The sequence below is a fragment of the Rhizobium sp. 01T437 genome (assembly GCF_056398505.1).
Genome location: NZ_JBFTPM010000020.1, coordinates 59,773 through 84,863, shown reverse-complemented (window position 1 = coordinate 84,863; position 25,091 = coordinate 59,773). Strand labels below are relative to the sequence as shown.

Here is a 25,091-nt window from a genome sequence, read left to right as displayed (position 1 = left end):
CATGAACACGACCGAAAAGGTAATCTTCGAGCAGTTCCCCTATTGGGAAAAAGCCATCGGCTCGAATATGGCAAGCGGCAAGGCGGACGACCTCCTCGTCTTCGTCGGCTGCGGCACCTCCTTCAACCTCGCTTTGTCTCTGGCCGCCTATGCCAACAGCCTCAAGCGCAAGGCAATCGCCGTTCCGGGCGCGGAATGGCTGAACCGGCCTTCTTACTTCTGGCCGGAATGGCAGAAGACCCATGTGGTCGCGCTCTCGCGCAGCGGCGAAACGACGGAAACGGTCGCCGCCGCAAAGGCGAGCCGTGCTGCCGGCGCCTTCGTGACCGCCGTGACGGTAGAGCCCGAAAGCGCACTCGCCAAGAACTGTGACCAGCTGATCTGCTCTCCGACCCATCCTGAGGAAGGCATCGTCATGACGGTTTCGGCAAGCCTCATGGTGTTGCTCAGCCTGCAACTGATCGGTCAGACCGTACCCGCTTCGGCCGTCGCATCAGCACGTCAGCTCGCGAATACGCTCGACGCCGCCCTGCCCGACATCATCGAGGATCGCTCTCACTTCGTTTTTCTCGGCGGCGGCCCCCTTTTCGGCATCGCGCTCGAAGGGGCGCTCAAGCTGATGGAAATGAGCCAGCTGATGACTCAGGCCTTTCATCCGCTCGAATACCGCCACGGGCCGATCAGCCTCGTCGACGAGAAGACGGCCGCCATCATGCTCTACAGCACGGACCAGAGACAAGCCGAGGCCAAGCTCGTCGGCGAATTGCGCGAGAAAGGCGCTGTGGTGATCGGTATCGGCGGCCCCGGCGATCTGGAGCTTCCTGTTGATGTCGATCTGTCGCTTGCCGGTCTCGTCGTCCTGCCGGCGCTGCAGATCCTTGGCGAACGCGCAGCGCAAGCAAGACAGATTGATACCGTCTCGCCGCGTCATCTCACCAAGGTCGTCACACTCGTATGAGCGCCGTGATCGATCAAAACCGCCAGACCGCCCTGGCGAAACTGTTCGGCGAAAGGGGCCTGCCCCTGCCGCGCGGCATCACATCTGTATGCTCGGCCCATCCGCTGGTCATCGAGGCGACATTGCGACACGCGGCCCGGCGGGGTGATGTCGTCCTGATCGAGGCGACCTGCAATCAGGTCAATCAGGAAGGCGGCTATACGAGCATGACGCCAGTTGACTTCCGGGCCTTCATCGAGCGCCTCGCGACAGAGGTCGGCTTTCCCGCAAACCGCATCATTCTCGGCGGCGACCATCTCGGCCCGAACCCATGGCGAAAGCTTGCTGCCGAGGATGCGATGGCGCGCGCTGAAGCCATGGTGACGGCCTATGTCGAAGCCGGTTTCGAAAAACTGCATCTCGACACGTCGATGGGCTGTGCTGGCGAGCCTGTGGCGCTTGCCGACGAACTGACCGCCGCAAGAGCGGCACGTCTGGCGAAAGCTGCCGAAGAGGCTGCCCGTCGCAGCGGTCGACGTCTGCCGGTCTATGTCATTGGCACCGAGGTGCCGCCGCCCGGCGGTGCGACCCATGCACTGGACGAGTTGGAGATCACGCGGCGGGAAGCGGCTCTGAGGACGCTTGATGTTCACCGTCAGGCATTTGCCGAAGCCGACGTCAATCCAGCTTTGGAGCGCGTTATCGCCATTGTCGTCCAGCCGGGCGTCGAGTTCGGCAACGCCAATGTTGCGCTCTACAAGCCCGAGCGCGCGCAAAAGCTCATCTCTGCGCTCGATGGGATGAAGGGACTGCTTTTCGAGGCCCATTCCACCGACTACCAGCCGGCAGCCGCGCTCTCGGCTCTGGTCGACGGCGGGTTTGCGATCCTGAAAGTCGGCCCCGGCCTGACCTTCGCATTGCGGGAGGCGCTCTACGGCCTCGATGCGATCGCCGGTATTCTTGGCGATGGTAGGCCAGGCAGCGGGCTCACGGCGGCGATGGAAGAGATCATGCTCGCCGAGCCCAGCCACTGGGCTGGCCACTATGGTGGTACGGCTGATGAGCAGCGGTTGCAGCGGCATTTCAGCTACAGCGACCGCATCCGGTACTACTGGCCCGACGCGCGTGCTGCAGCAGCAGTCGACGAACTACTCGCCCGGTTGCCCGACGAGATCCCGGAAACGCTGATCAGCCAGCATCTCGCCCGCCTCTACCCTGATGTGGTCGAAAAGCGTGTCGCTCCGAAAGCCCGCGATCTCTGTCTTGCCGCTATTGATGGGGCGCTCGCTCCCTACGCCACCGCGACAGCGCCTCGATAAGCGAGGCGCTACATATCGCTCTGCCCGAGCGAGCACAGATCCGAAATCAGATTTTCAGCCGGAGACAGTTATGGCGTCCGTAAATGTGGCAAATGTCCGCAAGAACTATGGTCACTTCGAAGTATTGCACGGGGTCGACATCGATATCCGCGACGGAGAATTCGTCATCCTTGTCGGCCCTTCCGGCTGCGGCAAGTCGACCTTGCTGCGCATGATCGCAGGGCTTGAGGAAATCTCCGGTGGCAACGTCTCGATCGGCAGCAAGGTCGTCAACAATGTCGCTCCAAAGGAGCGCGACATTGCCATGGTCTTTCAATCATATGCGCTTTATCCGCATATGACGGTCGAAGCGAATATGGGATTTTCGTTGCGACTGGCGAAAGCGCCGAAGGAGCAGATCAAGGCGCGTGTCCGCGATGCGGCGCAGATCCTTGGCCTCGAACATCTGCTCGACCGCTACCCGAGAAATCTCTCCGGCGGTCAGCGTCAGCGTGTTGCCATGGGCCGCGCCATCGTCCGCCAGCCGCAAGTCTTCCTCTTTGACGAGCCCCTATCCAACCTCGATGCCAAGCTTCGCGTGCAGATGCGCTCCGAGATCAAGCAGCTGCATCAGCGGCTGAAAACGACGACCATCTATGTGACGCATGATCAGATCGAAGCCATGACCATGGCCGACCGGATCGTCGTCATGCGCGACGGTTATGTTGAGCAGATCGGCTCCCCGCTCGATCTCTACGACCGGCCGGCCAATCTCTTCGTCGCGGGCTTCATCGGTTCGCCGGGCATGAATGTCATCAAAGGCAGGATCAGCGCGTCCGGACCGCTTGAATTCATCGCCGACGGAGGCGCGCACCTGCCGCTGCCGGAGGCTGCTGCGGCAGTACGCGGCGCGGAGGTGGTCTATGGCATCCGTCCGGAGCATCTGATCGTCAGCCAGGATGGCGTGAGCGCCGAGGTGGCGGTCATCGAACCGACAGGCGCTGAAACCCAGATTAACGCGAAGCTTGGATTGGATCCTCTGGTGGCGACGGTGCGAGACCGGCTTTCCCTGCAGGCCGGCGATACCGTCAGAATGATGCCGGATCTCACCAAACTGCATCTCTTCGACGCCAAAACCGAAAAGCGTCTGTCGATCGGCTAGCGGCTGCTTTGCGCTACCGAATGAAAACGGTGCGGCGATGATCGCCGCACCTTGTCTTGCTTGGCCGATCGAACCTCAGAACTCTTCCCAGTTGCCGCCCTTCGTATCCAGTGCGGCGTTTCCTGAAAATGCGGAGGCAATCTTGCGGCCGAGCGCCCGGGCGGGGGACTGCGCCGGTGCATCGTTTCGCCCGGCGCTTCGAACAGGCGCCGAATGCGAAGCATAGCCCGCTTCGTTCAGTTTGAACTGAGCCAGAAGCTGGTTGAGCGACGCAACCTCCTTCGCAAGATTGTAGCTTGCAGCGGTCGACTCTTCGACCATGGCAGCATTCTTCTGCGTATCCTGGTCCATCTGATTGACGGCCGTGTTGATCTGGTCGAGGCCCAATGACTGCTCCTGCGATGCTTCGACGATCGCAGCGATATGTCGGTTGATTTCCTGAACCTCCGAAACGATCGCCTGAAGCGCCTTGCCGGTATCGTCGACCAGCTGCACACCTGCATGCACCTGCGCATTCGAGGCCGTGATCAGATCCTTGATCTCTCTGGCCGCCGTTGCGGAGCGCTGCGCCAGTTCGCGCACTTCCTGCGCGACGACGGCAAAGCCCTTGCCGGCCTCGCCGGCACGGGCCGCTTCAACACCGGCATTGAGCGCCAGCAGGTTGGTCTGGAAGGCGATGTCGTCGATCACGCCGATGATATTGCCGATCTCACCGGAAGACTTGGAGATCTGCTCCATGGCGAGCACGGCCTTGCGGACCACCTCGCCAGAATGTTCGGCACCGGTTTTGGCACGCGCCACGAGCTGGCCGACATCCTGGGCGCGCTTGCTGGAACCCTTGACGGTCGTGGTGATTTCTTCGAGAGCCGCAGCCGTCTCTTCGAGAGCCGCCGCCTGCTGCTCGGTGCGCTTCGCAAGGTCGTCGGCAGCCGACTTGATCTCGTTTGCTCCCGAGTCGATGCCGCGGGCATTTTGCGAGACCCGGTTCAACGCGGATTGCAGCTTTTCGGCGGAGTCATTGAAATCGCTGCGGACGCCATCGAGCCTTGCCACGAAGGGCTGCGCGATACGGTAGGACACATCGCCCTCGGCGAGCTTTGACAGGCCGGCAGCGAGATTGTCGACGGCAAACTGCACATCGGCAGCGTCCTTCGCCTTTTCCTTCTCGCGCTCGATCTGCTCTCTTTCGCTCAAGCTGCGATTGGCTTCTGCCTCCTGTTCGAGGCGAACCCGCTCGATCGCATTCTGCTTGAAGACCTGAACGGCACGGGCCATCGCGCCGATTTCGTCAGGTCGAGCCTGACCTTCGACCTCGACATTGATATCGCCTGCGGCCAGGCGCGCCATCGTGCCTGTCATCTTCTTCATGACCGACGCAATCGAACGCGCGAAGACGAGGAAACCGAGCAGTGAAATAAGTGAGACAACGACTGTGCCGATCCCAGCCATCCAGAGTGCCTGCTGCGATGCTTCGACGACTTCCGTAACATCGGAGCCGATTTCGAAGACACCGATCTTGCGGCCGGAGAAATCTTCGAAGGGAATGGCGGTGACTTCATAGTCCTTGTTGCCGAGAACGGCATGGACACGGACGCGGTCGCCGTTGAAACCCGCCTGCAACTGTTCCTGGGTGAGGATCGTCTTGTCTCCGAAGGTCGAGGCCTGCGGCACAAATTTCCCGTCCTGCAGGATGTGGACCGCAACTTCGGCATCGACGGATTTTGCAAGCGGCGCAAAATAGTCATTCGTGAGCGAGGTGCCGACATCGACGACGCCGACGGTCTTGCCGTCCTTGATAACGGGGGCTGAGGCAAACATGCTGACGGCGGTCCGCCCGGGTTCGATGCCCGCATTCAGTTTGCCCTGCGTCAGCGCCGCAACGATCATCTTGCGACGTCCCTTGAGGTCATCGCCGAAGGTGTCAGGCGTATGGATACGTGCGACTGCGAGGCCATCGCCATTGCTGAAGGTGATGAGCTGAAGGCCTTGCGCTTTGATCGCCGGCAGGCTGGCCGTGTATTTTGCAAGAATGGATGCCCGATCATTCTTGGCGATCAGATCAGCCGTTTCAGGCTCACCGGCAAGGGTTACTGCAAGCCCGGCAGCAGCGCGTTTCTGCGCATCCATGTCGGTCTGGATGACGTGCAGGTCCGCCGAGAGCTCCTTCTGAAGCGATTGATCGCTCATCGCGCTCTGGCGATGCCAGGCAAGGCCACCGATTGCTGCGCTTGCAAACAAAACGGCAGCGAACCCGTAGGCTGTGATGCGGATCCAAATCGGCCGCTTAATCTGTTCTTCGCTCATATCGTCCTCTCATGCGTCGAATACCCTAATTCTTGAGAGGAAAACTTGTTTTTTACTTAATTTTGAATGGTCAACATTATGGGCATAATCCGCAGGCACATATCGCCGACAGCGCTAGCAAGCGGTGCTTTATCCCGCATAGATTGTGTCTATTTCCATCGCTTGGGCGAGTTCGAAACTCCACACCTGAGGGATGGACGAGCATCAACAACGTGACATGCCGTATCGCCTTCCATGCCAGACCTATCGGCGTCTCATGGCAGGAACCGACCAGATGGTTTGAGATTTTCGGCCTTATTCCTTGATAAGCCACTGAGTTTTCTATCGTCACCCAATCGGGTGATGCTCAAGTATCAGTCTCTCCTCTAAAAGATTTGGCCAGACTAATATTCGGCTTCGGCCGCTCATATGACTTTACCAATCGAAAGACAGTCAAATGGAGCATGCGGATATTGTCGATGCCATCTATCGGGCTTCTGTAAACATACAGTTGTGGTCCAGCACATTATGCACGGTTGTCGACTATGTCGGAGCAACAGCCGGCAATATTGTCTATCAGGCCCCTGATGGAAAAAGCAGCTTTCTGATCCCCGGCCGGATGCGCGAAGATCTGAATGACCTTTATTTGCAGCATTACGCCGGCAATCCCTATGCAAAGGCGTTCGAGAAAGTTCAGCCGGATCAGGTGGCGATCGGCAATGAGCTCATCGATGATACCGCCGTTCGGCGCACCGCATACTATGCCGACATCTGCGCACCTCAAAATATCTACAATCAGCTCTTCGTTCCTCACGCCAGCCTGCACGAACGCGGCGGTATCGGCGGGGTGGCGCTTTTTCTCTCCAAGGCCCAGGACACCGAAAACGCCCAGGCGGCCCGGAAGCTCCTGCAATTGACGCCGCATCTTTCCCGCTCGATAGAGCTTTCCCTTCATGTCGGAAGCATAAGACGGGAAGCCAGCCTTCTGCAGCGGCTGCTCGAGGCCCTGCCCGATGCGGCCATGCTGCTCGATGGCCAGGGCGAAATCGTCCTGCTGAATTCCGCCGCCGAAGACATCCTGAGACGGGGCGACGGCCTTTCCATCAACAGACATGAGCGCTCGGCGCTTCCAAGCATTTCCAGCAGCTCCAAGGTTCTGGCTCATGCGATACGGCAAGCCATCGAAATCGCAAGCGGAACCGCCACGCAATTGCAGGGCGCTGTCCAGATTTTCCGACCGTCGGGCCTCCCGCCCTACCTCGCGCAGGTCACTCCCTTGCCGCCAAATTCCTTCGTCGCCTGGGATTCGGCAGATTCCGGCGCCCGCGTACTTCTTCAGATCGTCGATGCGGAAAGCCGCGCCACCGGGCAGGCAGAACAGCTTCGCAGCATCTTTGGCCTAACCGCCGCGGAAACGAAGGTAGCTGTGCTTGTCGGCTGCGGATTTTCGGTTCCAGAGACCGCCAGGATGCTTGCCCTATCTCCCAACACCGTCAAAACGCATACAGCAAGGCTCCTGTCCAAAACGGGTGTGCGATCTCAAGCGGCATTTGCGCGACTGATGGCGTCCGTTCCCGCGCGGCCCGGCCGGCACTAATCCCGTTTCCATCGCAGGGTGACAAAGAGGGGCGTTGTAAGCGAAAATACGGGAAGGTGATGAAGGGACATCCCCTTCCCGCTCAACGCATCGACTTCTCGATCAGGGATCGGGCGTCGTCAACTCCGTTTCCTTGGTATCGACGACGAATACGGCCAGAATTTTTGCCGGCTTCGTCTTGCTGGCATTCGCACTTACCAAGTGATGATCGCCGGGGACTTCGATCCAGTTCTCACCGGTTTTGAAGACCTTTTCCTTGCCGTCGTTTACCTTGCTTTTGATTTCACCTTCGATGACCGTCGCGTAGATGAAAGCGCTCTTCGCGTGGGTATGGGCGGGATTATACCCGCCCGGCCCGTATTCAACGAGAACGCCGCGCATACTTTTGCCCGGGACGTTTGGCAATTCATGGTCGAAGACCACCGTGATCTTGGCATTGTGGGCCTTCTGGGCCGCGAAAGCCGGGGCTGCGGCAAGGGACAGCGCCAGCGCGGCAGTGGTCATGGACTTGAGCATCGTATCTTTCTCCTCTGGGGCTCGCTACGACCTGGGCAGGCTAAGTCCACGCACGAGGAAAGGTCAGATATACGATGGTTTAACGCGCTGCCCTGCRGCCGTCATGACACAGTCGGCAAGTCTGTCAACAACTAGTTAAGGTTGTTGTTGCGGTTGCCGTCAACAAGATATATCTCGGAAATGCCACTCGAAATTGTCTTTTTTCGCCGTCGCTGCGATTGAGACCAAACTCCCGAACCGATCATCCCGGAGCGATCGAATGCATATCCAGCCGCAACACCGGATCTATGTCTGCTTCTTTCTCTTCGCCGTTTCGATGGGAGCACTGCTTTCGCGCCTGCCCGACCTACAGGACGCCCTGGGCGTCAACAAGTCCGAACTCGGCCTCACGTTGATCGGCGCAGCGATCGGTGCGCTGATTTCCCTGACATTCGCGTCACCTCTCATTGCGCGCTTCGGCGCGCGCAAGACGGCGTTCCTGACGGTACTCGGCACGTCCGCGCTACTGGCAACCATTCCCTGGGCTAATGCCGCCTGGCTGGTTTTCTTCATCCTCTTCTGTGAGGGCTTGCTGGCCGGCGCCCTGGAGATCAATCTCAATGTCGAGATCGATCGCATCGAAGCCCAACTCGGCCGCGGCGTGATGAACAGGGCACATGGCTTCTGGAGCCTTGGATTCTTCCTGACCGCACTCTTCGGCTCTGCCGTTCGTCAGGTGGGCGTGCCAATGCATCTGCATCTTGCGCTAACATTCACTTTCGTTTTGATCGTCGGCATTGTCGTCATCTCGGGCATAGAGAATGCGCCGGCCCGTGCCGGAGTTGAGCATGTGGAAGGCCCAAGTATGGCGCTGCCGACATGGGGGCTGATGCCACTTTGCGTGATCGGCATTGCCGCCTTTCTGGTGGAAGGCGCAGGTATCGACTGGTCGGCGATCTATATGCGTGACACCTTCGCGGTCGAACCCTTTGTCGGCGGCCTTGGCCTGACGCTGTTCACCTTTTTCATGGCGGTCGCCCGACTGTTCGTCGATCCGCAAGTCGACCGATTTGGCGCGCGCGCCGTCGCCACGTTTCTGCTGGTTCTTGCGGTGGTCGGGCTCTGCGCCGTCTGGCTTGCGCCACACCCCTATGTCGCGCTGTTCGGTTTTGCGCTGATGGGCGGCGGCTGCAGCGCGGTTTATCCGCTCACCGTGTCTGCCGCGGCACAACGAACTGATCGCCCAGCCCATCTCAATGTCGCGGCTCTCGGGCAGATGTCCTTCGTCGTATTCTTCCTGGCCCCGCCCCTTCTTGGCTTTGTCGCCGAACATGCCGGCATCAGAGTTTCCTACCTTGTCTGCCTGCCGATCATCGTCGCAGCCCTTTGTTTGACGAAGGCGTTGAAGCCGCGCGCCGTTGACAACAAGGAGGATACCGAGGACGAAGCCAGTCAGGCCGCATGCGGATAGATGATCAGCCGTGCCGGCCTCAGGCTTGATCGCCCTGGCCGGCAGACCGGCGAACGACGAGCGTACAGGGCAATCTCTCGACGCCAGGTTGGACCGGTTCCCCTTTCGAGAGACCGAGGATCGCAAGCCCGGCGCGGTGACCGAGTTCCTTGAGTTCCATGTCAACGGTCGTGAGCGGCGGGCGTGTCTGCCGTGAGACGACTTCCCAATTGTCGAACCCGACGACCGCAACGTCGCCGGGGATGGAGACGTTTCTGTCGCGCAGCGCATCGATGACGCCGCGGGCGATCTCGTCGCTGCCACAGAAGATCGCATCCGGTTTGGCCCCGGATCGCGAGAAGACCGTCTCGATCGCCGCATGCCCCCATTCTTCCGACCAGTCACCGAACATGACCTCGGCCGTCTGTCCAACGAGCTCCCGATAGGCCTCGGCGCGAATACAGGCGGCGCGATAGTTCTGCTCGCCGGTAATATGCAGGATGCGGGAGCGGCCGAGGCTCTGGAGATGTTCAACCGCAAGCCGCGCACCTTGAGCGTCATCGGGATGAAAGCTGACGCTGTCCGCGGGTCCCTGCGCGAAGACATAGACGACTGGAATGCCTAACTGGGTCAGTTCCGGCGGTGGTTCCAGATCAATGCGCGTCGCGGTGAAGATGATGCCGTCGACCTGCCGGTCACGCAGCGCTTCGAGATGCAGTCTTGCCAGCCTTGGATCATTGTTGGTGGCGCAAAGGAAAAGGGAGACGCCATGATCCACCAGCACTTCCGATACGCCGCTCGCCATCGGTAGCGTCAGACGCCCGTATGTATCGTTGGTCAGCATGCCGATCGCATGGCTGCGCTTGGTCAACAACCCACGCGCGAGCGCATTCGGTCGAAATCCGATCTCCTCGGCGATCCGTCGCACCTTTTCACGGGTCTCGGCATTGGTTCGCCCAGTGCCATTCAGCGCGTTCGACGCCGTTGAAATACTGACCCCCGCAGCCTTCGCAACGTCACGGATCGTATGTCGGTTGCCACCAGATTCCTTCAAATTCGCACCCATTCAGCTAGCTTGTTAAAACCTTTTAGCAGAAAAAATTTAGCTGCTAAAAGGTTTTAACAAAAACATTGCCTTTTAATGCATACAGCCTGTCGACATAAAAAATTTTCTCATCTAACGTCGTCTTTGTCTCGAGGCAGAGGAGCCTCAAATAAGAGAAGGGGAACCCACATGTTACATTTGAAAACCACGATTGCCGCCGTTGCGCTCCTGGCGAGCTCTTCTCTCGCCAGCGCCGAAGAAATCACGCTATGGGTGCGCACATCTTCGGGTGCCGTGCTCCAGGGCCTGGCCGAAAAATACAATGCTTCGCATTCCGACAAGGTTAACGTGACCCAGATCACCGCCGAGCAGATGGTGCCGAAGCTCGGCGCTGCAATCGCCGGCGACGCTGCCCCTGATGGCGCCGTCCTCGACCTGATCTATCTGCCGACCTTTGCGTCCAACGACAGCCTTGAAGACATCAGCGATTTCGTCAAGGGCCTGCCCTATTCGGCGGCGCTCAGCCCGTCGCACATTCGCCTCGCCACCTATGACGGCAAGGTCTACGGCGTGCCGGCGCTGCCGGACGCCTCGATCATCGCCTACRACACCGACCTCTTCAAGAAAGCCGGCCTCGATCCGGACAAGGCGCCTGCTTCGCTTGAAGAAATCGCTGCCGACGCCAAGAAAATTCATGCGCTCGACAAGGAAACCTATGGCTTCTACTTCGTCGCCAATTCCGGCAGCTGGCTGATCTACGATTTCCTGCCGCATCTCTGGGCCGCCAATGCCGACGTGCTCTCCGATGACGGCCGCACCGCTACCGTCGATACACCGGCGCTGCGCGACACTATCGCCGCCTATCGCGACATGTGGAAGGAAGGCGCCATCCACCCGACCTCGCGTTCGGGCAACGGCAACAACGCCGTTGAAGCCTTCGCCTCGGGCAAGGTCGGCATCCTCATGACCGGCTCCTACATCGTCAACCTGCTGACCAGCAAGTATCCTGATGTGAAGTTTGCCGTCGCCCCGATCCCCGGCCCGAAGGGCGGCGCATCGAGCTTTGCAGGCGGTGACACGCTGGCCCTCATCAAGGGTATCAGCGCGGAAAAGAAGAAGGTCGCGCTCGACTTCGTGAAATTCTACATGGAGCCGGAACAGCAGGTCTACATCACCCAGGAATCCGGCATGCCGTCGCGCACCGACCTTGCCAAGGAAGCCTATGCCAAGTTCGATCCGCGCAACCTGATCGCCTACGACATCCTGGCAAAGGCGCGCACGCCCTACACCTTCTCTTCGGATGAGTTGTTCGTCAGCCGCACCGGCCCGTTCCTCAACCTTATCCAGGGCACGATCTTTGGTGACGATGTCGATGGTTCGATCAAGAAGGCGCAGGACGACTTCACCAAGATCCTCGACCGCACCAATCCGTAACAGCATCTGAGGCGGGGCGGTATCCGCCCCGCACATTCCGGATTGCCGACACGCGGTTTTGAAATCTTCGAGGAATGACAGTGGTCGACACGCCGACAACGCACATAAAACAGCCGATCTCCGGGGAGCCGGAGCCGAAGGGCTGGCTGGGACTGGCCTTCATCCTGCCCGGCTTCCTGTTCATCCTGGTGCTGTTTCTCGTTCCGCTCGCCATGACGATATGGATGAGCTTCTACAACTGGCCGCTGCTTGGCCGGAAGAAATTCATCGGTCTTGCCAACTACGGCGAGCTGCTCGGCGACATGCAGCTCTGGCATTCCCTCGGCTTCACGATGCTCTACACCGTGCTGGTAACGGCCGCGATCTTTGCGGTGGCCTTTCCGCTGGCGCTGCTCGTCGATCGCCCGCTGCGCTCGGCCGGCTTCTTCCGTACCATTTTCTTCATGCCTGTCGTGATCGGCTTCGGTGCCGCCTCCACACTCTGGATGTGGCTGCTCAATCCTGATAGCGGCGTCTTCGCACAGGTCCTGCGTGGCATCGGTCTCATCAGCTCGGCACCGCGCCCGCTCGAAAGCTTCTGGCCGGCGATGGCCGTGATCATCCTGATGGTCGTCTGGAAAACCGCAGGTTTCACCATGGTCATCCTGCTCACTGGGCTGCAGGGCATTTCCAATGACGTTATCGAGGCGGCAAAGATCGACGGCGCCAGCGTCTTCAGCCGCTTCCGTCGCATCACCCTGCCGCTGATGCGCAACTCGCTGGTACTGGCGCTGGTTCTCAACGTCACGTCTTCGATGCTGGCCTTCGATCAATTCTTCATCATCACCCAGGGCGGCCCGGAAAACAGCACGATCTCGGCGGTGTTCTCCATCTACCTGGCGTCTTTCTCGTCTTATCGGCTGGGTTACGGCTCGGCGCTCTCTTTCGCGCTGCTGATCGTGCTGGTCGCCATCAGCGCCATTCAATTCGTGCTGCTGCGCGAGCGCCCGGAGGAAAGCTAATGACCCCGACCCCATCCAACACGGGCAGCAATCCGCGCGGCGGCCAGACGGGATATCTGCTCTTTCTGCTCGTATCGATCCTGTTTGCGATCTTCTTCATCATGCCGATCGTCTGGTCGCTGGCGAATTCCTTCAAGCCAGCCGCCGAAGCGCTTGCCAATCCCGCAGCGCTGTTCTCCAAGACCTTCTCGCTGGAGAATTACCGGCGGCTCGAGAATGTCGGCGCCGGCTGGTATGTCTACGCAGCCAATTCGGTAATGATCGCGGTCGGCACGGTTCTGTTGACCGTCATCGTCTCCGTGCCGGCCGGCTACGGCTTCTCCAAGTTCAGGTTTCCAGGCCAGTCGATCCTCTTCGTGCTGATCATGGCGACGATGATGATCCCCTTCCAGTCGATCCTGACGCCGCTGTTCCTGATCCTGAAGCTGCTTGGATTGCAAAACAGCCTGGCTGGCCTGGTGCTTATTTACGTCACCTTCCAGTTGCCCTTCTCCGTCTTCATGATGCGCAACGCTTTCGATGCCGTGCCGAAGGCACTGATCGAGGCGGCGCGCATTGACGGGGCCTCGCAGGCGACGATCCTGCGCCGCATCATGCTGCCGATTGCACTGCCCGGCGTGGCGACGGTGGCAATGTTTGCCTTCCTCAATTCGTGGAATGAGTTCCTGGCCGCCCTCATCTTCCTGTCGGACCAGAACAAGTTCACGCTGCCGATCATGCTCGTGAACGTCTCCTCGGGCCTTTACGGCATCATCGACTGGGGCGCTCTGCAGGCCGGCATCGTGGTCACCATGATCCCCTGCATCATCCTCTTCCTTCTTCTGCAACGCTATTATGTGCGCGGCCTGACGGCCGGCGCCGTGAAATGAGAAGCGGCCCGTCCGCTCAAGGAGTTCCCATGCCCAACGCCCAGAAATCCCCGTCACGAACCCCGATCGACCGCTACGTGCCGGCCGACCATACCCGCGTTGCCTTCAATGGCGGCTTCTGGAAGAGCTGGACTGAAACCGTCCGCCACGTGACCATTCCGACGCAACATATGCGGCTGGATGAAGAAGACTTCCTCGAAGTGCTCGATTTCGACAAGCCGGCCGGCCCGCTGGCGCGGCCGATCCAGCCGAGCGGCCTGTCGATGCAGCATTTCTTCGATTCCGATTTCGGCAAATGGATCGAGGCGGCAAGCTACACGCTGAAGAACAATCCGAACCCTGATATCGAGGCGAAGATCGACGCGATCGTTGAGAAGCTCGAGCATGGCCAGATGGCCGACGGTTATCTCAACAGCTGGTTCATCCGTCGCGAGCCCGAGAAGCGCTGGACCAATCTGCGCGACCTTCATGAAATGTATTCGATGGGTCATCTGCTGGAAGGTGCGGTCGCCTATTTCGAAGCGACCGGCAAGCGCCGTTTCCTCGATGTGATGATCCGAGCCGTCGATCACATCATCGACACATTCGGCCGCGAGCCGGGCAAGCTGCGCGGCTACGACGCGCATGAGGAAATCGAGCTGGCGCTGGTCAAGCTCTACCGCGTCACCAAGGATCCCCGCCACCTTGATCTCGCCACCTATTTCGTCGACGAACGCGGCCAGATGCCCTCCTACTATGATGAAGAGGCTCGCAAGCGCGGCGAGGACCCGACCAGCTATGTCTTCCAGACCTATGCCTATAGCCAGGCACACATGCCGGTGCGCGAACAGACGCAGGTCGTGGGTCACGCAGTGCGTGCCATGTATCTGTTCTCGGCGATGGCCGATCTCGCCTTCGAGAATGATGACGAGGGCCTGAAGAGCGCCTGCGACCGGCTGTTCGACAATCTGGTCGGACGCCAGCTCTATGTCACTGGCGGCCTTGGCCCCTCGGCATCGAATGAAGGCTTCACCAGGGAATACGACCTGCCGAACGAGACAGCCTATGCCGAGACCTGTGCTGCCGTGGCGCTCGGCTTCTTCAGCCACCGCATGGCGCAGATCGAGCTCGACAGCAAGTTCACCGACAAGCTCGAAACCGTGCTCTACAATGGCGCGCTGTCAGGCATCTCCCGCGACGGCGAACATTATTTCTATGAGAACGTGCTCGAAAGCCACGGTCAGAACCGCCGCTGGAAATGGCACTACTGCCCCTGCTGCCCGACCAATATCGCCCGTTTCATCACTTCGCTCGGTCAATATTTCTATTCGAGCAAGGCCGATGAGGTTGCTGTCCACCTCTACGGCGAAAATGCTGCGGAGCTCACGGTCGGCAATGCCTTACTGCGTCTGAAGCAGAAGACCGAATATCCCTGGAATGGCGATATCGGGATTTCGCTCGGCCTCGATCAGCCGAAGCGTTTCACGCTGCGCCTGCGCATTCCCGGCTGGTGCCGCGATGCTAAAGTCTTCGTCAATGGCGAGGCAGTCAGGCTGGATATCATCAAGGGTTATGCGGCCATCGAACGTGAATGGAAGGATGGCGACGAGGCTCGTCTCGCATTCGACATGCCGGTCGATCGCCTCTATGCCCATCCGGCGGCAACGGAGGACAATGGCCGCTTTGCGTTGCGCCGCGGGCCGGTCATTTTCTGTGTCGAGGAGGCCGATCTCGGCACGGAGCCGCAGCGGCTGAGACTGCCCTCGCAAGGCGAGATCGCGGCCAGCTTCGACGAAACGCTTCTCGGCGGCGCCACGGTTCTCGAAGGCGATGCGCTGGAAGCCGATGCATCCGACTGGCAGGATTCGCTCTATCGCACCGAGCCGCCGACGCTGAAGCCGCGGCGGTTCAGGGCGATCCCCTACCACCTCTGGGCAAACCGAGAGCCGGGCGCAATGGCCGTCTGGCTGCACGAAAAGTAGGGAGATCACAATGGCACGCCTTGAACTGCGCAACGTGGTCAAATCCTACGGCATTTACGAAGCCGTGCGCGGCATTAACCTCAATATCGAGGACAACGAATTCGTCGTCTTTGTCGGCCCGTCCGGTTGCGGCAAATCGACGACGCTGCGCATGATTGCCGGACTGGAGCACATCACCGGCGGCGATATCGTCATCGGCGATCAGGTCGTCAATCGGCTCGGCCCCGGCAAGCGCGACATTGCCATGGTGTTCCAGAACTACGCGCTTTATCCGCATATGAATGTCAGGGAAAACATCTCCTTCTGCCTTGAGCAACAGAAGCTGCCGAAGGCGGAGATCGACGAGCGTATCAGTCGGGCAGCCGAGACGCTGCATATTACCGAACTCCTGTCGCGGCGCCCCGGCCAGCTCTCGGGCGGCCAGCGTCAGCGTGTTGCCATGGGTCGCGCCATCGTGCGCAATCCAAAAGTCTTCCTGTTCGACGAGCCGCTTTCCAATCTCGATGCCAAGCTGCGCGTGCAGATGCGCACCGAGATCAAGCGCCTGCACCAATTGCTGCCAACCACGACAGTCTATGTCACCCACGACCAGGTCGAGGCGATGACTATGGCTGATCGCGTCGTCGTCATGAATGGCGGCATCATCGAACAGGCCGGGCCGCCGCAGGAACTCTACCATCATCCTGTCAGCCAGTTCGTGGCCGGCTTTATCGGCTCGCCGTCGATGAATTTCCTCATTGCGATGCTTGAGGCCGAGGGAGATGGGCTGGTCGTCATCCTCGAAGATGGCAGCCGGCTCGCCGTTCCCGCGACCCGGTTTCAGGAATATCAGGCGCATGCCGGCAAGCCGGTCATCTTCGGAATCCGGCCGGAATCGATATCAAGCCTGACGCCGAAACCCGGCTTTGAAACCATCGAGGCAAATGTCGATCTGGTAGAGCCGCTGGGGCCGGAAACGATGATCTATTTCGACATCGGCTCGGTCAGCATGTGCGCCAATGTCGATCCTGAGAGCGATCCACGCCCACGCACGAAAATGCCGCTCTCCTTTAACATGAATCGCATGCATCTCTTCGATCCCGTCGGCGGCAAGTCGCTTTCGGCCTGACGTCGGCGTACGCGCGGACATAGCAAAGGTGGAAACCCCTCGTATTAACCGAGGGGGCCGCCGCGATCGCGCACCATCTGCCGCAGATGCGTGAAGACAGCGGCTGACTGGCGCACACCGTCGTGTTCGAATTCGTTCGTCACCCAGGTCTTGATATTGCCGACATCACGGGCAGTCGCGAGTGACAACTCGGCATCCACATACATGTCATCGAAATAGACCGCTGCGGCAACCGGGATCTCGCTTGATGCCAGCTGGACTGGATCGTAGAGCGGTTCGAAGCCGTCGTGACGCGCCAACGCCTCCACCGCATCGCGGAAGGGCCGCAACGAGCGGATTTCCTCGAACATCCACGGATACATCATCTCGCCGGTCAGATAGAGCGGCCGGCTCTCTTCGCCGAATTCGGCGAATTCCAACCGGATACGCTCCGCCGCCCAGCCGGTCGCACCGTTGCCCTGCCCGTAGATGCTTTCCTGCAGCACGGCGAACATCGGGTTTCCGTCATAGGAAGTCAGCGACATGACGGAGGCGAGGAAAGCATCGGAGAATTGCGTTTCCTCCGGATCGGAAAAGGCCTCGTCCACCAGCCAGTGCACGTTTTCGTAACCCGGCGCCATACCGAAATCGATGCCGATGGTCTGCAGCCTGCGCACTGTCAAGCGGTCCCCATCAGGCAGGCGCACATCGCCGGCGACAATGCGCTCGGCGATCCGGGCGATGCGGTCGCGATCGGCGGGATAGCGCTTGTAGTATTCCCGGTTCTTGGCAGCGACGCGCGGATAGGTGCGACGATAGACGTCATCTGCAGTTGCCGAGAGCCCGGCCAGCCCGCCCGTGACATAGCAGGCAGCCAGCCCCTCCGGCGCCTGCGACAGATAAGTCAGCGTCAGGAAGCCGCCATAGCTCTGACCAAGCGTCTCCCAGCGCACGCCACCGAACACGGTCTTCCGGAGATGCTCGCAATCGGCAATGATGCTGTCTGCCCGGAAATGGCTGAGATAATCGGCTCCGGCCTTCCCGTCTGTAAAGGCAGTCATGGTGGCGCTCTCGATGCGCGTGCTTCTGCCCGTGCCGCGCTGATCGAGCAGCACGACGCGGTAATTCTTGAGTGCCTCGCCAAGCCAGGACGGACCGCCGCCAACCGGCCGTGGCGACTTGCCGCCGGGGCCACCCTGCAGGAAGAGAAGGACAGGCAGCTTTTCCTGCTTGCGTGCGGGATCGCAGACCTCGCGCGCGAAGACTTTGATCGAAGAGCCATCAGGCTTTTTCCAGTCGAGCGGCACGTCGACGAGATGGTCGCAGACATGAACGCCGGGGATCGTATATTCGCTGACAAGCATGATCAAATCCTGTGGAATGTTTGTCGACACACTGCCTACAATTGCCCTATGCTGGAATCAAGCATTCAATTTTGACAAAGATAACGGATATATAGCGTGTCTCTCCCGGTCTGGTCCCATCCCGTCGCAGCCATCACTGATGAAGAACGGCGCAGCCGCCTGTCGCGCTTGCGCGAGCGCATGCAGGCGCACGGCATCGCCGCCACGCTGCTCGGCCCAACCGAGAGTTTACGCTATTTTACCGGCCTCGTCTGGCATCTGAGCGAGCGGCTGCTCGGCGCGGTTGTGACTGACGATAAGCTCACTTACATCGTCCCCGGTTTTGAGCGCAGCCGCGTCGAGACGCTGCCGCATCTGCCCGGCGAGATTGCCATCTGGGAAGAAGAGGAAAGCCCTGCCGCATTGGTATCGCGGCTCGTCGGCTCGTCCGGCACGCTCGCGCTCGACGATGCATTGCCGCTTGCCTTCTATCACGCCTTTACCGGAGAGATGGGGGCGACCCGCCTTGTCGATGCAGGGCCTGTCATCCGCGCGCTACGCGCCATCAAATCGCCGGCGGAAATCGCCCTCGTCCGGTATGCGATGGGTATCACGCTCGATATTCATCGCAAGGTCCGCGACACGCTCGCGCCCGGCATAGCCGCCTCGGACGTTACACGCTTCATCGACCAGCAGCATCGCGCTGCCGGCGCCGATGGCGGCTCGACCTTCTGCATCGTCTCCTTTGGTGAGGCGACAGCACTGCCGCACGGGGCGGATGGCGAACAGATCCTGCAGGCAGGTGACGTCATCCTCGTCGATACGGGCTGCCGGATCGATGGTTATCATTCCGATCTGACACGCACCTATATGCTTGACGAGGGCAATCGCGAATTCTTACGCGCATGGGCAATCGAGCGTGAGGGCCAGCAGGCCGTTTTCGATGCGGCAAAACTCGGCACGCCCTGCGAAAGCCTCGATGCCGCAGCCCGCAACGTGTTTGCGCGGCATGGGCTCGGCCCGGACTACCGCCTGCCTGGCCTGCCGCATCGCGCCGGCCATGGCCTCGGCCTCGAAATCCACGAGGCGCCCTATATCGTCCGCGGCAATAAAACACCGCTGGTACCGGGCATGTGCTTCTCGAACGAGCCGATGGTCGTCTTCCCCGGCGCATTCGGCGTTCGCCTCGAAGACCATATCTACATGACCGAAGGCGGCCCGCACTGGTTCTCGACGCCCGCAGAAAATCCCTACGCGGTCTAAATTTCGTTTCGCAAATGAGCCAACAAGATGACCTGACGCCGCTTTCCCCAACGGCGGCGTCAGGCATTTATGTGCCGTTGATATCGGCCCCGTGGAGACTATAGATCGATGTCGATGCGCAGCGGCTGATGATCCGATCCGTCGGCCTGTTCGTCCACCCAGACCTTGCGGATCCGGCTCGAGAACCATGTCGGCACGAAGCAATAGTCGATGCGGATGCCGCTCTTGGCCTCGAAATCACGATAAAGCGTGTGACCCTGATCTTCAGCGCCACCGGCAGCAACGAAGGCGTCGACGAACCCGGCGGCGTCCGGCAGCCTGCCGTGCCAGCGGTTGACGGGACCGCACATCCATTCATATTCCGGCGAACTTGGTTCGAAATTGAAATCGCCGAGCAGGATTGCTTCACGCGGCATATCAGGCAGAGCCGGCTCTTCGCGCCAGGAGGCGACGATCTCGCGGCCGCCGATTGCCGGGCCGTCATAGAAGGCGCGGTTGGAGACACCAACCAGCTCCTGCAACTGATCCATCCTGTAGCGACTAGCCAGATGATCGAGATGGGTCGAATAGAAGCGGACAGGGCCGGCCGATGTTTCAATCAGCGCCTCGATCGCACCGCGTTGGATGGTGTGCGGGCCGGGTGCCGTAAATTTCGGATACATATGATTGCGCGTCGATAGGATCGGATAGCGTGAAAGGATCATGTTCCCGAACTGGCGGCGCTTGTAGTCAGTGGGGCGCTTGCCGTTGGCGTCAGAGACCTTGAGCACATCGACCGTCGGACCCCAGACATGGAAATGATCCGGCAGAAGGCGCGCAATTTCGTCCGACTGGCTGATATTGCCCGAACGGTCCCAGTAATTCTCTACCTCCTGCAGGGCGATGATATCGCTGTCCTTGACGGTATCGACGATACGTTCCAGATCGTAGCGATCATCCCGTCCACGGGTGTACTGAATATTATAGGTAGTGATCAGCATGGAGCCTCGCATAAAATTTGAGTTGCGCTACACCAAGAAAACGTTTCATTGTGCAGTCATGCGAGGGCTAATCCGCGAATATGAAATTTCCGACACGCTTGTGTGATGATTGCATGAACCTTCAGTCCTACCTGACCACGATTTCCACCTCCCCCATTGAAATCGCGTCTGCTGAACTGCGCCACGAAACCCGCGAAGGGTTCTCCAGGCCATGAAAGCCCGCGCCACCATCAAGGACGTCGCCCGGCTTGCGCGGGTTTCCGTCGGCACGGTGAGCCGTGTCGTCAATGGCAATCCGGCCGTGACAGAGCAGAACCGTCTCGCGGTCTTCGATGCGATCCAAAGACTGGGGTACAGGCCAAGCTCCGTCGCGCGCTCCCTAGTCGGACAGACCGAGCAGGCCCGCCGTGGCATTACGCTTCCTCCCGATGCGCCACGGCTGACGACGATCGGCTACGTCAGCATCGATCATTCCATCCTCACAGACGAGATGCCGCCGGCAGGCAGCCGTGTTTCCGCCCGGCTCATTCACCGCTCGGTCGGCGGCCCGGCCACCAATGTGGCGATCGCCGCGAGCCGCCTGGGCGGTGATTTTCCGGTCGCGGTCAGCCTGATTTCCTCGCTCGGCGACGACCCTGAAAGCGATTGGGCGCTGGCGCAATTGCTGGAATGCGGCCTCAATGTCGAGACAGTCGAGCGTGTTACCGACGGGCGCTTGTCGCGCAGTGTCATTATTGTGGAAAAGGGAGGCCGGCGCACCATCCTCAACGAGCCGCTATCGCTGCCTGTGCCGCGTATTCGCGATTACATGACCGAAGCCGTTGCCAGGGGCGGGCGCCACTGCCTGCATCTGGAAGGCTTCAGGGTGGGATTGCTTGATGAACTGAGCCTGACCGGTGCGATGCGGCCCGAACTCGTGACGATCGATACGACCGGGCTACCCGCACATTGGCAGACGCCAGCGGCCTTCGACGCGCTCAGACGTGCCTGCGATTTCATCTTCATGAGCCGTCCGGCAGCGCGACAGCTCATCGGCGAACATGCCGAGGACGCCGAGCTCGTTCGTGCCTTGGCGCGGCGTGTCGATGGCGGCGGCGCGAGCCTCATGCTGACTATGGGCGCCGTCGGTTCCGCGCTTATCCAGCCAGGCCTTGCGCCCGTCATCGTGCCGGCGCTTGCGGTAGAGCCCGTCGACGTGACGGGTGCCGGCGATATTTTCGTCGGCGTATTCCTGGCCGTCTACCTCAATAGCCGCGATGCGGAACTCGCGGCGCGCTGGGCTGCGGTCGGCGCCTCCTATTCCATCGGTGCGGTTGGGGTGAATGCCGTCGAAATCACAGCGGAACTGGTCGGGCAAGGCCTTTTGGCGCTGGCGGAATCCGCCGGCCTCTAATTCCCCTCTCCATCTTCTCCTGATCCCCTCCGTCTCTTTCCTCCCTATCGCCAGAGAGGAAGGATGGTCGGCGTTCGCGCTTTTCGTTGGGCAGGCGATGCGGGGCAGATACTGAAACGTCACCAATCCTACACATGGTCGTCATGCAGATGAAACGTTTCCACGATAGGAAATCGCCCGTTGTCGCGGGGCCACTGCTTTTTCAGCTCCCGCATGAAACGAATTTTGGAGATAGGGATGTTCAAGACTGCTCTTATCGCGGCCACCACTCTTGCGGTGCTTTCCGGTGCCGTGCCTGCCAGCGCCAAGACCGAAATCAACATGTGGTTCGGCCTGTCGGGCCGTCTGCAGAAGGAAGTTCTCGCCCAGTGCGACCGCTTCAACCAGAGCCAGGACCAATACCACATCAACTGCACCCGCGAGGGCAGCTACGACGAGATCTTCCAGAAGGCGATGGCCGCCGTTCGTGCTGGCAACCAGCCGCATATCCTACAGGTCGTCGATCGTGGCACAGGCACGATGATGCTGTCGGGTGCCGTCGTTCCGGCCTATCAGCTGGTCGAAGAGACCGGCATCAAGGTCAACTGGGACGACTATTTCCCCGTCATCGGCAATTACTATGCCGGCCGCGACGGCAAGCTCTGGGCCTTCCCGTTCAACTCCTCGACCGCCATGGTCTATTACAATATCGATCAGCTGAAGGCCGCCGGCTACGACAACTTCCCCGAGACCTGGGAAGACCTCGACAACCTGCTCGTCGCGCTGCGCGACAAGGCCGGCTCGAAGTGCCCGGTCGCCTGGACGATCGACCTCTGGTCCGACATGGAGCAGTTCTCGGCGATCCACAATATTCCGGTTGCCACCGAGAATAACGGTTATGACGGCCTCGACGCCCAGCTCGAAATCAACAAGACGCTGTTCGTCAAGCATATGGAACGCCAGAAGCGCTGGTTCGACCAGGGTCTCGCCAAATACGATCCGAACGTCGACACCCGCCGCGACATGTTCGTCAACGGCCAGTGCGCGATCTTCTTCGATTCGATCGCCGGCTTTACCGCAACCGATGAGCTGGCCGCCCCGAAGGGCACCCACTGGACCGTCGCCCAGCTGCCGCACAACAAGGACGTCACGCCGATCAACAGCCTCGTCGGCGGCGCAGCACTCTGGACGATGAAGGGCTTCTCGCCGGAAGAGTACAAGGCCGTCGCAGCCTTCTACCAGTTCATCGCCCAGCCGGACCAGCAGAAGCTCTGGTCCGACGGCACCGGCTATATCCCGGTCACCAAGTCTGCCTACAACGATCTCGTCGCGTCCGGCTATTACCAGCAGAAGGGCAAGATCAATCGCGATCTCGCCGTCAAGAGCCTGACCCGCGCAACTCCGACGCTGCTCTCCAAGGGCGTTCGCCTCGGCAACTATGTCGAAATCCGCAACATCATTACCGAAGAGATCCAGAAGGCTCTCAACAACCAGGTGACGATGCAGCAGGCGCTCGACACCGCGACCGATCGCGGCAACCAGCTGCTCAAGCGCTTTGCAGACACCTATCCGGGCGCCCAGCTGCCCTGATGGACAGAGCTGCCGGTTCCCGATCACGCCGGCCCGGATCGTCTCGCGACCCGGGCCGGCACCTCGATGTCCCATCATCAGAGCATTCCGCATGATCAAACGCGTCATCTTCGAAGACCGGTGGCTGCCCTATCTGTTGATAGGACCGCAATTGCTGATCATCTTCGTGTTCTTCTACTGGCCGACCGGCCAGGCCCTCTTCTGGTCCTTCACCCTCGAACCACCCTTTGGCGGCGATGCCGTGTGGGTGGGCCTGCGCAACATTACCGAGATCGTCACCAGCCCTGTCTACCACACTGCCATCCGCAACACGCTGATCATGTCGGCGTCGACGACAACCATCTCGCTGGGGCTTGGGCTGATCTTTGCGATCTTTGCCGACCGGGGCCTGCGCGGCACGATCTTCTACAAGACCGCGATCATGTGGCCCTATGCGGTTGCCGCCCCCGTCGCGGCGGTTGCCTGGCAGTATATTTTCCAGCCGCAGATCGGTTTCATCGGCATCCTGAACCAATGGTATCCGGGTCTCTGGAACCCGTCGCTCAGCGGCACCGATGCGCTGATCATGGTGGTCATCGCCTCGAGCTGGACCTCGATCACCTTCAATTTCGTCTTCTTCCTGGCCGGCCTGCAGGCCATTCCCAATAACCTTGTCGAGGCCGCCGCCATGGATGGCGCCGGACCGGTGCGCCGCTTCTTCGATCTCGTCTTCCCGCTGATCTCGCCGACCTTCTTCCTGCTTCTGGTGCTGAATGTCGCGACCTCCTTCACCGAGGGCTTCGGCATCATCAACGTCATGACCCAGGGCGGGCCGGGAAATGCCACCCAGACCATGGTCTACAAGATCTACAAGGACGGCTTCATCGGGCTCGACCTTTCCTCGTCCTCGGCCCAGTCGCTGATCCTGATGCTGCTGGTCATTTCCGTCACCCTTCTTCAGTTCCGCTTCGTCGAGCGCAAGGTTCACTACGCCGGCTCCGACAAGGGAGAGGCAAGCGAATGATCGAAAAGACCCCCATTCTCAACATCGTCACACATACGATCATGATTGGCGGAGCGGCACTCATGTGCTTTCCGATCTACGTGTCGTTTATCACCGCAACGCTTCCTCTGGAGCGCATGGCAGAGATCCCGAAGCCGCTGCTGCCGGGAGACCATTTGCTGGTCAACATGGCCGCAGCCTGGGAAAGAGGTGGATTTTCAACCCTTTATCTGAACTCGCTGATCTCGGCGATGACGATCATGGTGGGCAAGATCGTCATCGCGATGATCACCGCCTTCAGCCTCGTCTATTTCCGTTTCCGCTTCAGGGGCGTGGCCTTCTGGATGATCTTCATCACCCTCATGCTGCCGCTCGAAGTGCGCATCGTGCCGACCTACGAGGTTGCCTCGAACGTGCTCCTGCCGTTCCAGAAGATCATGGAATGGACCGGTATCATCTGGCTCGTCCAGATGGTCTCCGGCATCCGGATCAATCTCAATCTCAGCCTCATCAACACCTATGCCGGACTGACCTTGCCGCTGATTGCGACCGCGACCGGTACATTCCTGTTTCGTCAGTTCTTCCTGACCATTCCGGATGAACTGACGGAGGCGGCCAAGATGGACGGGTCGGGTGCACTCCGCTTCCTCTGGGATATCCTGCTGCCGCTGTCGCGCACAAATATCGCAGCCCTTGCCGTGATCATGTTCGTCTTCGGCTGGAACCAGTATCTCTGGCCGCTTCTCGTTACGTCAGGACCTGCATACCGCACGCTGACTATCGGGCTCACCTTCATGCAGCCCGGCGCCGATGGCGCCAACGACTGGAACGTCATTTTGGCCGGCGCGCTGCTGGTGATGCTGCCGCCGGTGGCGGTGGTGATCTTCGCCCAGCGATGGTTCGTCAAAGGTCTGGTCAACTCGGAAAAATAGGCCCAGCGGG

General features: G+C 60.1%; 20 protein-coding genes. 15 read left to right on the top strand and 5 right to left on the bottom strand.

Annotated features, from left to right (window positions below; genetic code table 11):
* The first annotated feature begins 1 nt into the window (after position 1).
* The 3 genes from AC1DM5_RS29390 (at position 2) to AC1DM5_RS29380 (ending at position 3,397) form a co-directional block, all read left to right on the top strand.
* Entirely contained in the window at positions 2-958 is a 957-nt protein-coding gene (locus AC1DM5_RS29390; RefSeq protein WP_477821203.1) for an SIS domain-containing protein, read from the top strand.
* Positions 955-2,256 carry a D-tagatose-bisphosphate aldolase, class II, non-catalytic subunit gene (locus AC1DM5_RS29385; protein WP_477821202.1) on the top strand — a complete coding sequence of 434 codons (1,302 nt, stop codon included), beginning with the start codon at positions 955-957 and terminating at the stop codon, positions 2,254-2,256. Before AC1DM5_RS29390 ends, AC1DM5_RS29385 begins: the two co-directional genes overlap by 4 nt.
* Before the next feature lie 70 nt (positions 2,257-2,326).
* Positions 2,327-3,397 (top strand): ABC transporter ATP-binding protein, encoded by a 1,071-nt coding sequence (locus AC1DM5_RS29380; RefSeq protein ID WP_477821201.1) that lies wholly within the window; start codon positions 2,327-2,329, stop codon positions 3,395-3,397.
* 75 nt (positions 3,398-3,472) lie between these two features.
* Here AC1DM5_RS29380 and AC1DM5_RS29375 read toward each other — a convergent pair whose 3' ends face one another.
* Positions 3,473-5,701 (bottom strand): methyl-accepting chemotaxis protein, encoded by a 2,229-nt coding sequence (locus tag AC1DM5_RS29375; protein WP_477821200.1) that lies wholly within the window; start codon positions 5,699-5,701, stop codon positions 3,473-3,475.
* A 436-nt stretch (positions 5,702-6,137) separates the two neighbouring features.
* Here AC1DM5_RS29375 and AC1DM5_RS29370 point away from each other — a divergent pair, with 436 nt between their 5' ends.
* A complete protein-coding gene (locus AC1DM5_RS29370; protein WP_477821199.1) occupies positions 6,138-7,277 on the top strand; it encodes a helix-turn-helix transcriptional regulator in 1,140 nt (379 codons plus the stop codon).
* A 102-nt stretch (positions 7,278-7,379) separates the two neighbouring features.
* Here the strand turns inward: AC1DM5_RS29370 and AC1DM5_RS29365 are convergent, their stop codons facing one another.
* Positions 7,380-7,793, bottom strand: a complete 414-nt coding sequence (locus AC1DM5_RS29365; RefSeq protein ID WP_113320356.1) for a cupin domain-containing protein — start codon at positions 7,791-7,793, stop codon at positions 7,380-7,382.
* A gap of 259 nt (positions 7,794-8,052) precedes the next feature.
* On the opposite strand from AC1DM5_RS29365, the gene AC1DM5_RS29360 reads away from it, so the two are divergent.
* On the top strand, positions 8,053-9,243 hold the full coding sequence (locus AC1DM5_RS29360) for an MFS transporter (RefSeq protein WP_477976351.1): 1,191 nt from the start codon (positions 8,053-8,055) through the stop codon (positions 9,241-9,243).
* Between the two features lie 19 nt (positions 9,244-9,262).
* On the opposite strand, the gene AC1DM5_RS29355 is transcribed toward AC1DM5_RS29360, so the two are convergent.
* Positions 9,263-10,288 carry a LacI family DNA-binding transcriptional regulator gene (locus AC1DM5_RS29355; protein WP_477821197.1) on the bottom strand — a complete coding sequence of 342 codons (1,026 nt, stop codon included), beginning with the start codon at positions 10,286-10,288 and terminating at the stop codon, positions 9,263-9,265.
* Positions 10,289-10,456: 168 nt separating this feature from the next.
* Here AC1DM5_RS29355 and AC1DM5_RS29350 point away from each other — a divergent pair, with 168 nt between their 5' ends.
* The 5 genes from AC1DM5_RS29350 (at position 10,457) to AC1DM5_RS29330 (ending at position 16,640) form a co-directional block, all read left to right on the top strand.
* Positions 10,457-11,701: an ABC transporter substrate-binding protein gene (locus AC1DM5_RS29350; RefSeq protein WP_477976349.1), complete on the top strand. Its 1,245-nt coding sequence runs from the start codon at positions 10,457-10,459 to the stop codon at positions 11,699-11,701.
* Positions 11,702-11,775: 74 nt separating this feature from the next.
* Positions 11,776-12,702, top strand: coding sequence for a carbohydrate ABC transporter permease (locus AC1DM5_RS29345; RefSeq protein WP_477821195.1), 927 nt, complete (start codon positions 11,776-11,778; stop codon positions 12,700-12,702).
* A complete protein-coding gene (locus AC1DM5_RS29340) occupies positions 12,702-13,571 on the top strand; it encodes a carbohydrate ABC transporter permease (RefSeq protein WP_477821194.1) in 870 nt (289 codons plus the stop codon). The genes AC1DM5_RS29345 and AC1DM5_RS29340 overlap by 1 nt, the downstream gene beginning before the upstream one ends.
* 29 nt (positions 13,572-13,600) lie before the next feature.
* Entirely contained in the window at positions 13,601-15,532 is a 1,932-nt protein-coding gene (locus tag AC1DM5_RS29335) for a glycoside hydrolase family 127 protein (protein WP_477976347.1), read from the top strand.
* Between the two features lie 10 nt (positions 15,533-15,542).
* On the top strand, positions 15,543-16,640 hold the full coding sequence (locus AC1DM5_RS29330) for an ABC transporter ATP-binding protein (RefSeq protein WP_477821192.1): 1,098 nt from the start codon (positions 15,543-15,545) through the stop codon (positions 16,638-16,640).
* A 44-nt stretch (positions 16,641-16,684) separates the two neighbouring features.
* Here the strand turns inward: AC1DM5_RS29330 and AC1DM5_RS29325 are convergent, their stop codons facing one another.
* Positions 16,685-17,983: an alpha/beta fold hydrolase gene (locus AC1DM5_RS29325; RefSeq protein ID WP_477821191.1), complete on the bottom strand. Its 1,299-nt coding sequence runs from the start codon at positions 17,981-17,983 to the stop codon at positions 16,685-16,687.
* 96 nt (positions 17,984-18,079) lie between these two features.
* Here AC1DM5_RS29325 and AC1DM5_RS29320 point away from each other — a divergent pair, with 96 nt between their 5' ends.
* On the top strand, positions 18,080-19,225 hold the full coding sequence (locus AC1DM5_RS29320; protein ID WP_477976343.1) for a M24 family metallopeptidase: 1,146 nt from the start codon (positions 18,080-18,082) through the stop codon (positions 19,223-19,225).
* 98 nt (positions 19,226-19,323) lie between these two features.
* On the opposite strand, the gene AC1DM5_RS29315 is transcribed toward AC1DM5_RS29320, so the two are convergent.
* Positions 19,324-20,205: an endonuclease/exonuclease/phosphatase family protein gene (locus tag AC1DM5_RS29315; protein WP_477821189.1), complete on the bottom strand. Its 882-nt coding sequence runs from the start codon at positions 20,203-20,205 to the stop codon at positions 19,324-19,326.
* Between the two features lie 211 nt (positions 20,206-20,416).
* Between AC1DM5_RS29315 and AC1DM5_RS29310 the strand changes: the two genes are divergently transcribed.
* From AC1DM5_RS29310 to AC1DM5_RS29295, 4 genes are all read left to right on the top strand, one after another.
* Positions 20,417-21,598 (top strand): PfkB family carbohydrate kinase, encoded by a 1,182-nt coding sequence (locus tag AC1DM5_RS29310; protein ID WP_477976341.1) that lies wholly within the window; start codon positions 20,417-20,419, stop codon positions 21,596-21,598.
* 237 nt (positions 21,599-21,835) lie between these two features.
* Positions 21,836-23,167, top strand: a complete 1,332-nt coding sequence (locus AC1DM5_RS29305) for an extracellular solute-binding protein (RefSeq protein WP_477821187.1) — start codon at positions 21,836-21,838, stop codon at positions 23,165-23,167.
* Between the two features lie 91 nt (positions 23,168-23,258).
* Positions 23,259-24,170 carry an ABC transporter permease subunit gene (locus AC1DM5_RS29300; RefSeq protein WP_477821186.1) on the top strand — a complete coding sequence of 304 codons (912 nt, stop codon included), beginning with the start codon at positions 23,259-23,261 and terminating at the stop codon, positions 24,168-24,170.
* Positions 24,167-25,081: an ABC transporter permease subunit gene (locus AC1DM5_RS29295; RefSeq protein WP_477821185.1), complete on the top strand. Its 915-nt coding sequence runs from the start codon at positions 24,167-24,169 to the stop codon at positions 25,079-25,081. The genes AC1DM5_RS29300 and AC1DM5_RS29295 overlap by 4 nt, the downstream gene beginning before the upstream one ends.
* Positions 25,082-25,091 lie beyond the last annotated feature (10 nt).

Excerpts from the sequence above, each read along its gene's own strand:
- AC1DM5_RS29390 (WP_477821203.1), top strand. The coding sequence starts at position 2 with ATGAACACGACCGAAAAGGTAATCTTCGAGCAGTTCCCCTATTGGGAA.
- AC1DM5_RS29385 (WP_477821202.1), top strand. The coding sequence starts at position 955 with ATGAGCGCCGTGATCGATCAAAACCGCCAGACCGCCCTGGCGAAACTG.
- AC1DM5_RS29380 (WP_477821201.1), top strand. The coding sequence starts at position 2,327 with ATGGCGTCCGTAAATGTGGCAAATGTCCGCAAGAACTATGGTCACTTC.
- AC1DM5_RS29375 (WP_477821200.1), bottom strand. The coding sequence starts at position 5,701 with ATGAGCGAAGAACAGATTAAGCGGCCGATTTGGATCCGCATCACAGCC.
- AC1DM5_RS29370 (WP_477821199.1), top strand. The coding sequence starts at position 6,138 with ATGGAGCATGCGGATATTGTCGATGCCATCTATCGGGCTTCTGTAAAC.
- AC1DM5_RS29365 (WP_113320356.1), bottom strand. The coding sequence starts at position 7,793 with ATGCTCAAGTCCATGACCACTGCCGCGCTGGCGCTGTCCCTTGCCGCA.
- AC1DM5_RS29360 (WP_477976351.1), top strand. The coding sequence starts at position 8,053 with ATGCATATCCAGCCGCAACACCGGATCTATGTCTGCTTCTTTCTCTTC.
- AC1DM5_RS29355 (WP_477821197.1), bottom strand. The coding sequence starts at position 10,288 with ATGGGTGCGAATTTGAAGGAATCTGGTGGCAACCGACATACGATCCGT.
- AC1DM5_RS29345 (WP_477821195.1), top strand. The coding sequence starts at position 11,776 with ATGACAGTGGTCGACACGCCGACAACGCACATAAAACAGCCGATCTCC.
- AC1DM5_RS29340 (WP_477821194.1), top strand. The coding sequence starts at position 12,702 with ATGACCCCGACCCCATCCAACACGGGCAGCAATCCGCGCGGCGGCCAG.
- AC1DM5_RS29335 (WP_477976347.1), top strand. The coding sequence starts at position 13,601 with ATGCCCAACGCCCAGAAATCCCCGTCACGAACCCCGATCGACCGCTAC.
- AC1DM5_RS29330 (WP_477821192.1), top strand. The coding sequence starts at position 15,543 with ATGGCACGCCTTGAACTGCGCAACGTGGTCAAATCCTACGGCATTTAC.
- AC1DM5_RS29325 (WP_477821191.1), bottom strand. The coding sequence starts at position 17,983 with ATGCTTGTCAGCGAATATACGATCCCCGGCGTTCATGTCTGCGACCAT.
- AC1DM5_RS29315 (WP_477821189.1), bottom strand. The coding sequence starts at position 20,205 with ATGCTGATCACTACCTATAATATTCAGTACACCCGTGGACGGGATGAT.
- AC1DM5_RS29310 (WP_477976341.1), top strand. The coding sequence starts at position 20,417 with ATGAAAGCCCGCGCCACCATCAAGGACGTCGCCCGGCTTGCGCGGGTT.
- AC1DM5_RS29305 (WP_477821187.1), top strand. The coding sequence starts at position 21,836 with ATGTTCAAGACTGCTCTTATCGCGGCCACCACTCTTGCGGTGCTTTCC.
- AC1DM5_RS29300 (WP_477821186.1), top strand. The coding sequence starts at position 23,259 with ATGATCAAACGCGTCATCTTCGAAGACCGGTGGCTGCCCTATCTGTTG.
- AC1DM5_RS29295 (WP_477821185.1), top strand. The coding sequence starts at position 24,167 with ATGATCGAAAAGACCCCCATTCTCAACATCGTCACACATACGATCATG.